The 581-nt window shown below is 21.5% G+C and carries 1 protein-coding gene; it reads left to right on the top strand.

The annotated features are described in order from the left end of the window. A partial coding sequence (locus VN21_RS03755; protein ID WP_046822113.1) for an ATP-binding protein occupies positions 1-447 on the top strand: 447 nt, incomplete at its 5' end. Positions 448-581 lie beyond the last annotated feature (134 nt).

Here is a 581-nt window from a genome sequence, read left to right as displayed (position 1 = left end):
AAAATAGTAAAAGAAATTATAAAAAAGAATAAATATTTATTTATATACAATAAGATAGATCTAAATATAGGGAATTTGAATTATAACGTGTTAAGTGATAAAAAATGGTTAATGCATATAATTGAACAAATAATAAATAATTCGTGTAAATATATTAAAGAAGATGGTGTTGTAGAAATTTACTTACAAAATTCGGAAATTGGAATAGAACTTCACATTAAGGATAATGGAATTGGTATAAAAACAGAGGATATAAATAGAGTATTTGATAAAGGGTATGTAGGAAAACATAATGAAATAACAAAATCAACAGGAATGGGATTATATATATCAAAAAAAATATTAAATAAATTAAGTCATGATATAAGTATAGAATCAAAGGAAAATGAGTTTTGTAATGTATGTATAACATTCTATAAATTATCAGATTACTTTAATGTTACATAAGTGTAATATTAAGCCTCTGAACTGTAATGTAGATGGATAGATTACAAGGTAATTAGCTTATACAATATAAGTATAAAATAATTACAATTTGGAGGGTAAGGTATGTTAAAAGTAATAAATTTAAATAAAAGTAT

Source organism: Paraclostridium benzoelyticum (assembly GCF_001006285.1).
GTDB lineage: Bacteria > Bacillota > Clostridia > Peptostreptococcales > Peptostreptococcaceae > Paraclostridium > Paraclostridium benzoelyticum.
The sequence above is the reverse complement of the archived record's forward strand: the minus strand, read 5'-3'. Positions and strand labels throughout refer to the sequence as shown.